The following is a 9,224-nucleotide window of genomic DNA, read 5'->3' as shown; positions in this document are numbered from 1 at the left end:
GGGCGTGTAGGCGACACTGGTCGACTGTCGGATCTGCTCGATCGACTCGGCCATGAACGTCGAATCGCCCATCAGTGCGCGGGCTTTGTCGTACATGATTTGGGGCATCTCCGCCGGGTCGTATCGCGGACGACCTTGCTCAGCGACGGTCAGCACCATGTACATCGAGTCGCCCGTCAGCGGAGCGAAGAGGGCTTTACCCCCGTGGCCCTGGCAGAAAAGCGTTCCCGTCCGGCTCATCTCGTCGGCCATAGGCAAAGCGGTACGCCATGCCACACCCCCGGCCGGTGTCGGGCCGAACTGAGTGCCGAAGTACTCGTTGCGGATCTGCGAGTAGATCCCGTCGAATCCGATCACGAGGTCGTAGTCGGCGGTATCTCCGCTGCTGAAAGTGACGGCAACACTTTCTGAGTCTTGTTCGAGGCTTGCGACGGTGGTGCCCATCCGGATGTTGCACCCCACTTCGAGTGCGCGTGCAGTGACGATCTTCAAGTAGTCGAGTCTGGCCATGAGCAGGATGCTGGGGATGTCGCCATCGCCAGGTCCATAGCTGAGGTCGCTCAGGTGCCGGCCCTTGTTGTCGTAGTAGGTCAACCCGGTCGCGTTGTTGCCGATCTCCTTGCACTGCTCGAGGAGTCCGATCTCGCGAACGGCGCGCAGCGCGTTGACTCTGAGGCCAAAACCGACCCCCGGCACAGTGTTCTCCTCTTTGATCTCAATGACGTCGACACTGGCCCCGATCTGCGCCAATGCGACTGCCGTGCTCAACCCGCCCAGTCCTGCCCCGACGATCAAAATCTTCAACGGCTTATCCATACTCGGCTTCTTTCTCAAAATGAAGTGTTAGCTAGTGATGCAGCGGGGGAACATCCGACGTCGCTKCCGGTTGGGCAGGTATGCGGGAGACAGGCGCAGGTTCGTTACACGATCGGCGCTCCGAAGTGCACGGTATGCCTGCCATGGGGTTCTCGGTAGCGCCGCATGGATGCGTGAAGCGAGAATTTGGACGTTCGCCTCGGCAAGCCGGCCGCGAAGCAAGCTCTGGGCCGGGAATCATAGAGCCGAGACCCTCGTCGGCGGAACCCATGGGAACGAGAGCGTCCGTCCGGGTTCGAAGCAGACGGACGCTCTCGAGTTCGAGAGGGGCTACTGATCCCAGGCCGCGTCCATGGACTGGAGGATGCCGTCCACAGTCGTCTGGCCGGTGAGCAGTCCCTGCATTCCTACGCTGAGCGCGTCGTAGACGGCCGGGTTGGGCCAGCTCAGGTTCGGTTCTGACGAGTAAGAGCCGGCGGAGATGAGATCGGCCACGGGCGAGTACTGCGGGAGCAGTTCCGTGTCTTCCGCGCCGGCGACGGGAATTCCGCCAGACAGGTTGGCGAACTCGACCGCGTTCGTCGGTTCAGCGGCCCAGTCGAGGAACTCCTGGACTGCAAGTTGGACACTCTGGTCTGACTTTCCATTGGATGCCCACGCGAACAGCGGCGACAAAAGCACCCATTCGTCTTCGCCGTCTGCGGGCGGGAAGGGACGCACGTCAAATGAGTACTTGCCCTCGGTAATGCCGCTCAGCACAGCCGCGCCAGTCCCCGGGACAACTGCGGACAGCGCCGTGCCGCCGGTGATACCCGTGGTGATCGTATCGAACGTGCCGCCGGCCGCGCCGTCTTGGAAGCAGCCGCTTTCGTTCATTGTGATGAAGTCCTCAAGCACCTGCTTCCATCCACTGTCGGCGAAGGTGACATCGCCGGCGGCGCGCTGCTGATTCCAGTCTGGATCTGCGGCATAGACGCGGGTCGCCGAGATGGCTTGAGCGATGAGACCCAGGTTCGGCGGGGCGGCACCGGCGAGGACGGTGAAATCCACTCCGGCATCGCGTGCGTCGCCGCAGGCAGCCAAGAGATCGTCGAACGACGCCGGGTACTCATCAATCCCCGTGGTCGTAGCCAGGTCAGGGTTCCAGATCAGGCCGGTGGGTGAAAAGGCCGTGGGCTGTCCGTACACCTTGCCATCGAAGGAGTAAAGATCCTCTGTCCCGGCGGGGACCACCGCTGCGGAAGCGTCGCCAAGAGGGGCCAACAGCCCCGCCTCCGCAAGCTGAACCACACCGGCCGTCTGACCGGCGCCAGGGGTGCCGATAAACAAATCCGGACCGTTACCCGCCTGCAGCTGTGTGGTGAGCGCCGTGTCATAGGCATTGCCACTTAGGKGGAGCAGTTCGATCTCCACACCGGTCTCATCCATGTACTGCTGAGCGATGGCCTGGTAATAGTCCTCGGCGTCGTTTGCCTGCGGGAAGGAGAAGGAGAATGCCTTGGCCGCTTCACCGGGCGTCTCCTCTCCCCCGCCGGAGCCGGAGCAACCGGCAAGTGCGACCACACCGGCAGTGGCAAGAACAAGGGGCGCCCACCGGCGGGGCTTAGGCAAGTGATTCTGTGTCATGTCAGACCTTTCAGGACGTCGTTGTCGACCACATTGAGCGTTGAAGGCAACTCTTTGGTGTCTCAATCGTCCCATGGAATGTCGTTTTCCAACATTGAAGCTACTTATGTCGACAATCCGTTCGGCGGATGGGGTCGAGACGGCGCGACGGAAGCGCGCGTGCGTGCTTGAGAAGATCCGCGTCAGACCGGTTAGTAAATGACGGGCAGGCTGGCGCGGCCGGCGGTGCACTGGCCGATGCTGGGCCTGCCATCTGCGAACCATCGTTGAAAAGTGACTTGGAAGAGCTGCTCTCGGGCAAGCTCCATGCCMCCACGAAGCGGCTCTCGGAGGTCGTCCGCCGAGCGGACGATCGTTAGGTCCTGGGTTGCTGTGGGTAGCGACAGCTCATACACGCGGCGGCGTACCTCGGAGAGAAACACTTGGGCCGCGCCGGCCACGACTCCGCCGAGCACAATGACGCTGGGGTTGAATACATTGACCAGTACGGCAATCGACTCGCCGACCAGGCGCGCCGAGCGCTGCACAAGCGACAGGGAGAGAGGGTCGCCGTCGTCCGCGGCCATGGAGATCAGCCACGCACTCAGTTCAGCACCGGCTGCGATTCGTTCAACGAGCAGGCCCTGGGCTCCGTCGTCGATCGCTTGTTGCGCATCCMTCACAATCGCCCATCCGCTCGCGACGGCCTCCAGGCATCCCGTCTTGCCGCACCGGCAGAGGACTTCTTCTTCGACGACTCTCGCGTGCCCGATATCTCCAGCCGCGCCGTCCGCCCCCCTGTGGATATGTCCCTCGGAGATCAGCCCGGCGCCGATCCCCGTACCGATTTTGAAGTAGATAAGGTCTATCGGTGCCTGATGGCGTCGACGTTCTCCGACAGCAAGGAGATTGACGTCCTTATCGACCCACGTCGGGACATCGAACTGCTTTTCGAACCGCCCTCGGACGTCGTAGCCGCTCCAACCGGGCATCATCGATGAGGCAACGGGACGCCCGTTCCTGAATCGCACAGGCCCCGGCACCCCAACGGCAACTCCCCAGAGGGGCGCTTGAGGCGCCTGTCCGACGACCTCGGTAATCATCTCGAAGGCTGCCGCGACGGTCTGCTCTGGGCCGCGCGCGATGTCCCATTCTCGGTGCACATGAGCCAGAACCTCCCCATCGAGCGCCGCTACGCCGACCCGAATATGGAGAGCTCCCAAAGCGCACGTGACCAACAGTCCGCGCTCGGATCGAAAACGCAACCGCCGAGGTGCGCGACCCGCGACCATCGACGTTCCCTCTAGCTCTTCGAGCAGCCCGACCTGAATCGCCCGGTCGACTCTCTGGGCAACAACGCTTCTCCCCAGTCCGGTTAGTCGGCCCAACTCGGGTCTTGTCGTCGCGACGCCGGCTCGGACGAGGTTGACGATGCGCATGGCGCTCGTGGCCTCGTCGGACAGGCCCGCGGCCTCGAGCAAATCGGTCATGCTTGATATTCCCATAGCTGTGGAGGACAGGGTGCAACGTCGGCACCTGACGGTCGTTTTGGGGCATAATTCGGTAGCGTTCATACACAACGCTGCTCTGCGCGCCGTCGCCCGTGGCCATCACCCCACGCAACTCAAGCCGGTCGATGTGCAGCAGCGCCACGCCCTTCACAATCCTCACACCGGCACTGCTTGGGTAGCCACCGCCGCTTGAGGCCGGAGGCACCCAGCCGGGGGAAGTGTCCATATGGACTCGCGTGGACATTTCGCCTGCGAAATCGACACTTCAGAAAGATCCCTACACTCAGCTTCTGGGGATGTCTGGCGCACCTCTTATGTGAAGTGGATCCACCGCTTCACCTAAGCGAGAGGTCAGTCCCATGGCTCTTCACACTCAGCAGTCCATCTCGGGCTTCATCGCCGCTGATCCGCAGCGGACCACCACTGAGAACGGCGACGCGCGTCTGTACGTGCGGATCGGGCAGCCCCATTTCCGGCGCAACGATGACGGATCGTTCACGGAACTCGAGCCGAGCTTCCACGACATGGTCGCCTACCGCGCCACCGCGGAACGTGCACTCGCCAGATTCGCTAAGGGCGACAGTTTCATAGCCGAGGGCTACACCCGGACATTTCGGATCGAACGCGAGGGTCGAGTCGTCGAGGCTGAAGAGTTCGTCGCAAAGAAGCTCGGCCACGACCTCGCTCGCACCAGCTACGACGTCGACCGCGGCCGACGGGCGGGATCCCCCGCGCGAGAGTCGATCGATCACCGCGCACCCGCCAACGAACCAACGCGGGAAAGCCGCGTCGTGCGGGCCCTGGGATTCTGAGGATCACGATGTCGCCTCACCCAGCTAGCCCCAGTCCGGGGGAGCCTCCGGCGCGCTTCGGCCCCACGGACGCGGAGGAGGACCACGGACCGACGACGGCTGACCCACCCCACCCGGTGAACTGGAACCTGCTGAACGCCGAGGAAGCAGAGACGGCGTGGATCTCACTCAATCGATGGGTGAACTGGCTTCGTCGCACATACGGCCTCCCGGCATCCGTGATCCCACCCCTCTGGCACCGCCACCCTGAGCTCGTCTGGGAACTATCCGCGCTGCACCTGCACTGGCTGTGCGCCTACGACCCCGACCAGCACGGATCCGCACCTATCGGGTGGCTCCGCGACTTCACCGACGCACGCGAACGACTCCACGACTGGGTCACCAACTGCGGAACACGTCTCGACCGCGACCGCGCCACCCGGCAAGCCTCTTGGCCCGGAGAATCTCCAGCCGAGACCGTCGAGGACATCGTCATCACGAACCGCGACGAAGACTTCATCACCTTCGTCGTTGGCGACCTGGAGAAGCGACGCGCGGCGGAGCGGGCGTTCTATGCCGCCATGCCTGACGGCGGAGGGTGAGCGAGTCCGGCGGACCGCCGGCCGTCCCGGTCCGTGGCCGCCGGACCGGCACTCGCCGACCAATGGAGCACCGAGGCGGMCGAGCAGCCACAAGAGCTCGCGCGACCGACCACGGAGTAGAAAGAGGGAGCCTCCAAGGGAGCGCACGGTGGCGGCCGTACAGCCAGCGTCGCGATCCGCACCGAGCAGTTAGTGGGAGAGCTCTTGCACTAGGGCTGCGGCGACAGCGGCATGACCAGCGGCGTTCGGGTGTAGACCGCCGACTGAAACGAACCCGCGCGTCCATGGGTCCGCAGAGCAGGCATCGTGACCCTGGCTGAGCTTGGAGGCGGCCACCAGTTCCACACCGGTCTGCTGGGCTGCATGCTTTGTAGCGAGGCTGAGCTGTTGGGCAACATCAAGCAGGAACTTTTGGCGATCTTGCGGGATCGGCATCGCCTCGCAGGGCTTGCCGTTCTGCGGCAACACGGTGAGGTAGTCGACTAGGACGATGCGTGCGTGCGGTGCTCGCGCTTGGACAGCCTGCACCATTGTGATGAGGCTGTCCTCAATCCCCGTGAGCAGATCGCGCACGTCCGAGTCAGGGCGAGGAGTGCAGAGGCCGATAGGCAAACTCTGTAAGAACACAGCAAACGGGACCTGGGGGGTGGAGGCGAGGCCACCAAGGCATGCCTCCCGGAGAATACTTTGGGTGTAGTTGACGTCGTTTCCACCGATCGTGATCGTGACGAGGTCGGTTTCAGGAGTGACTGCCTCGATTTGCAGCGGGATCGTTTGGCCCCCAGCGACCTGGGGAGTGATCGCGACGTTTCCAGTGGTTGCTCCGCCACAGGTCGCGTTGATCAGCGTGAGGTCGAGCGCGTCCGCTACCAGGTATGGGTAGGCGATGGTGGATCGCCCGCAAGCGACCGCCAAAACGTCATTGGGGGCTAAGGGAGCCAGACCGGCGCCTGCCGCGTAAGAGCTACCCAGGGCGACGTACGTGTCGCCGGGCTGGAGTGCGGGCTCGGCGGCCGCGAGCGCGGGGCTTGCGATCAAGGCGGCCCCGACGGCCGCCGTCACCGCGGTGGCGCTCAGAAGCCGGAGCAGGCGGCGGCGCCTCGGCCTTGTGCTGACATTCGACATGTGGAACTCCTTCGTTCAGTACCGTGGTACTTGGCCAGCGCCTCGGTGCGCAGGCGATCGAACCTAACCCGCCAAATCACTCCTGCACCACACTATTCACCTGATGCGCGACATCAGCTCCGGTGATGAACTGCCCGCCGCTGCGGTAACGAACGAGGACACAGATCCTTCTTGAAGGCGCGTATTTGGCCCGCCTTCCAGCTTTGTCCTGACGGTGAAGGCACCTTGGAGAATGGGGCCCGCCGGCACGGGCGACGCTCTCAAAAGAAGCGACCCAGTTGAACTCGTTGAGGGGCGCCCCGCCGGTTAGCCATGCCCCGTCAAGCTTCCGTCAGCTGGAGCACCTTCACGAGTTGGGCCTCCTCGCTCGTCGAGGCGACCAGTTGGAGTGCACCAGTCGAATCGGCGAGGAGCAAGCCTCCCTCCTGGGTGCCGACGATGTCCGTGCACTCTTCGACCTGCCAGTGCAGAAGGTCGACCCTGTCGAAGTCGGCAATCGGGGTGTTCGCTTCCCGTGTGTCGGCAGTCATTGTCGGAAGGGTTGCTCGTTTGGGCGTAGACCCCCTGGGTCCGTCTGGTACGGGCTGACGAAGCCGATGTCGACGGCATCCATCTGATGGAGACGGCGACGATCGCGCCGACGGGAAGCCGTGTGACCTCCGAGCCGATAATTGGGCATCCCTCGTGCAGGTCGGTGGACACCTCGGAGATCTGAAGGAGGGCGCGAGCCGTGAGGACTCCGACGCTGGGTGGGTCGGGTGCGCGAGGGCGAGGATGCCGCCGGCGGACGTGCCGGCGATGAGGTCGAAGTGATCCACCAGGTTGGTGTCGAGATCCCGCTCGAGTTGCGCGAGGATGTGAGCCGTGAGGAGCGACTTGGCCCCGCCTCTGTCCCGGGCAAGCACCTGAAACGCGCTAGGTCCGCGTGCACCTCATCGCTCATGTGGCCCCATTGCGTCCATCCCGACACCTGCCTCCGACACCCCCTTAGGGATAGTCCCGTGCGGGCAGAGGCTAAGTAGATTTAGGAATTTCGTCCGGCGCGAACCGCTCGAGCACGGCTGCGGGAATGGGGTTCACCGTCCGGTCAGGCTCCGCGTAGTGCTCCTTCGTGGTCTTCGTCGAGGTGTGGCCGAGGACGCTGGCCGCGGTCTCGATGCCGAGTTCGTTCGTGAGCAATGTGGCCCCAGTGCGCCGGAACGCGTGGGGGGTGATCTCGAGCCCTTCCAGACCGGCAATCTTGAGAATCTCCCGAAAGGTCCGTCGCACATTGTGAGGCGCGAGCGGGGTGCCCTTGCGGGTGAAGAAGAGCAAATGCTCGGGCCCCTCCCCCGCGATCAACGCCAGCCGCCGCCGGACGACCGCGGCAGCGAATGGCGGAATCGCGACAACTCGGTTGGATTCAGCTGTCTTCGGCTGGGGCTGCCGCAGCACACCAACGCCCTTGCGGACGACGATGGTCCCGCAGACATGCACAGTAGGCGGACTTGCGGTCATGTCGACATCGCATTTCCGGAAGGCCAGGGCCTCCCCGATGCGAGTGAGCGAGCCGAGCATCAGCTCAATGATGTCTCGCACCTGGCCGTCTGGGCGGGGGCCGAGCACCCCGGACTGGGTTCGCCACTCTCGCGCCGCGGTCCGGATCGCGAAGATCTGTTCCGTCGTCAGCGCCTTCGGCACGCGCTTCGGCTTCCTCAGTCGAGAGGTGTCTTTGACAGGGTTCCGATTGATGATCTCCCGGCGCACACCGAACCCGAGCACAAAGTTCAAGATCGTCCGTGAATGCTTGGCACGGGGATAGGACTTCGCAAGCTGGGTGTTGAGGAAGCGCTCGACACGGCCCACCGTGATCTCGCGGAGGGTGAAGTGCTGGAAGGTCGGTAGTACGAGCGAGTAGAACTCGCGCTCGTACACTTCCTTTGAGCCATCCGAAAGGCCCGGGTCGGTCTTCATCGATTCCAGCCAGGCCGTCCCGAGCTCCACGAATCGCGAGTCCGCAGTGATCGCGGTACTGTCACCGCCGATACGCATCCGGTCCGCAAGCTGGGTCTTCAGCTCCGTCTTCGCGGCACCCGCGGACTTCCCGGTCGCCGTCACCTGACGGGTGTGCCCGTCCCAGTCCCGGAACCGCGCGGACGCACGGAATCTGCCGGACTCGAGCTTGCGCGTGGTGATCTCACCGAACGTTCCGACAGGCAGACGCGGACGGCCAGCCATCAGAGGTCACCGCCCTTCGGTGCAGCGGCAGGCTCGGGTTCGTGTCGCTCATGCAGCCACCTGCGAATGTCGGATGGAGCGAACCGCAGCTCTCGACCCACCGGTATGCCGCGCGGCCCGCGCCCCTCGGCGCGCAGGTCATATATGGCCTGCACACGCAGGCCCAGGTAGTCGGCGAGTTCGCTGGTGGTCAGCAGTCGCTCGAGACCGAGCTCTGCGAGCTGTTCGCTGTTCATATTCAGTAGGTGACCGAGGCCTCCCCAGTTCAACCGAACCGGAGAGAGCACCCCACTTCCGATTGACGGCTCAAGACGGCCGTGCATGCGAAAGCGTTGGATACGGGCTCTGTCAAGCTGCCTGGAGTCGTGGGGGGTGTGGCTTGGTGTCGGGCTTGGGGAGATTGATGCCGACGATGCTGGCGGGCAGTGGGGTGCTCGGTGGGCGTCGGAATCGCTCCGGGTGCTGCTCGTAGTATGCCCGCTGGGTCTGGTCGCGTCGTGTCCAGGCGCGCTGCCAGGTGCCGTCGTGGACCTCGTTGGGTGAGAACAGGGCGATGC

General features: G+C 64.0%; 9 protein-coding genes and 2 pseudogenes. 2 read left to right on the top strand and 9 right to left on the bottom strand.

Features of this window, described 5'->3' with window-relative positions:
* The 3 genes from AC1DP3_RS17540 to AC1DP3_RS17530 form a co-directional block, all read right to left on the bottom strand.
* The coding region (locus tag AC1DP3_RS17540; protein WP_477295530.1) for an FAD-dependent monooxygenase at positions 1-816 on the bottom strand (816 nt) is incomplete at its 3' end.
* A 330-nt stretch (positions 817-1,146) separates the two neighbouring features.
* A complete protein-coding gene (locus AC1DP3_RS17535) occupies positions 1,147-2,379 on the bottom strand; it encodes an ABC transporter substrate-binding protein (protein ID WP_477295528.1) in 1,233 nt (410 codons plus the stop codon).
* 254 nt (positions 2,380-2,633) lie between these two features.
* Positions 2,634-3,911 (bottom strand): ROK family protein, encoded by a 1,278-nt coding sequence (locus AC1DP3_RS17530; protein WP_477295526.1) that lies wholly within the window; start codon positions 3,909-3,911, stop codon positions 2,634-2,636.
* Positions 3,912-4,291: 380 nt separating this feature from the next.
* Between AC1DP3_RS17530 and AC1DP3_RS17525 the strand changes: the two genes are divergently transcribed.
* Together AC1DP3_RS17525 and AC1DP3_RS17520 are read left to right on the top strand one after the other, a co-directional pair.
* On the top strand, positions 4,292-4,744 hold the full coding sequence (locus AC1DP3_RS17525) for a single-stranded DNA-binding protein (protein ID WP_477295524.1): 453 nt from the start codon (positions 4,292-4,294) through the stop codon (positions 4,742-4,744).
* An 8-nt stretch (positions 4,745-4,752) separates the two neighbouring features.
* A complete protein-coding gene (locus AC1DP3_RS17520; protein WP_477295522.1) occupies positions 4,753-5,325 on the top strand; it encodes a hypothetical protein in 573 nt (190 codons plus the stop codon).
* Positions 5,326-5,514: 189 nt separating this feature from the next.
* Here the strand turns inward: AC1DP3_RS17520 and AC1DP3_RS17515 are convergent, their stop codons facing one another.
* The 6 genes and pseudogenes from AC1DP3_RS17515 to AC1DP3_RS17490 all read right to left on the bottom strand — a co-directional run.
* Positions 5,515-6,450: an SGNH/GDSL hydrolase family protein gene (locus AC1DP3_RS17515; protein WP_477295521.1), complete on the bottom strand. Its 936-nt coding sequence runs from the start codon at positions 6,448-6,450 to the stop codon at positions 5,515-5,517.
* A gap of 320 nt (positions 6,451-6,770) precedes the next feature.
* Complete coding sequence (locus tag AC1DP3_RS17510) at positions 6,771-6,980, bottom strand: hypothetical protein (RefSeq protein ID WP_477295532.1); 210 nt, start codon at positions 6,978-6,980, stop codon at positions 6,771-6,773.
* 228 nt (positions 6,981-7,208) lie between these two features.
* Positions 7,209-7,355, bottom strand: a pseudogene (locus AC1DP3_RS17505) (patatin-like phospholipase family protein); the annotation flags it as partial.
* Positions 7,356-7,464: 109 nt separating this feature from the next.
* The gene (locus AC1DP3_RS17500; RefSeq protein ID WP_477295519.1) at positions 7,465-8,403 is read right to left on the bottom strand and encodes a tyrosine-type recombinase/integrase; all 939 of its coding nucleotides are present in this window, start codon (positions 8,401-8,403) and stop codon (positions 7,465-7,467) included.
* A gap of 263 nt (positions 8,404-8,666) precedes the next feature.
* The gene (locus AC1DP3_RS17495; protein WP_477295517.1) at positions 8,667-8,903 is read right to left on the bottom strand and encodes a helix-turn-helix transcriptional regulator; all 237 of its coding nucleotides are present in this window, start codon (positions 8,901-8,903) and stop codon (positions 8,667-8,669) included.
* A gap of 112 nt (positions 8,904-9,015) precedes the next feature.
* Positions 9,016-9,224: pseudogene (locus AC1DP3_RS17490) on the bottom strand (hypothetical protein); the annotation flags it as partial.

It is taken from the genome of Microbacterium sp. P5_B6, assembly GCF_056400345.1.
Note: the sequence above shows the minus strand (reverse complement) of the source record. Positions and strands in the feature narration are given on the sequence as shown.

Coding starts and splice junctions, on each gene's coding strand:
- AC1DP3_RS17495 (WP_477295517.1), bottom strand. CDS start 8,903: ATGAACAGCGAACAGCTCGCAGAGCTCGGTCTCGAGCGACTGCTGACC.
- AC1DP3_RS17525 (WP_477295524.1), top strand. CDS start 4,292: ATGGCTCTTCACACTCAGCAGTCCATCTCGGGCTTCATCGCCGCTGAT.
- AC1DP3_RS17515 (WP_477295521.1), bottom strand. CDS start 6,450: ATGTCGAATGTCAGCACAAGGCCGAGGCGCCGCCGCCTGCTCCGGCTT.
- AC1DP3_RS17510 (WP_477295532.1), bottom strand. CDS start 6,980: ATGACTGCCGACACACGGGAAGCGAACACCCCGATTGCCGACTTCGAC.
- AC1DP3_RS17500 (WP_477295519.1), bottom strand. CDS start 8,403: ATGAAGACCGACCCGGGCCTTTCGGATGGCTCAAAGGAAGTGTACGAG.
- AC1DP3_RS17520 (WP_477295522.1), top strand. CDS start 4,753: ATGTCGCCTCACCCAGCTAGCCCCAGTCCGGGGGAGCCTCCGGCGCGC.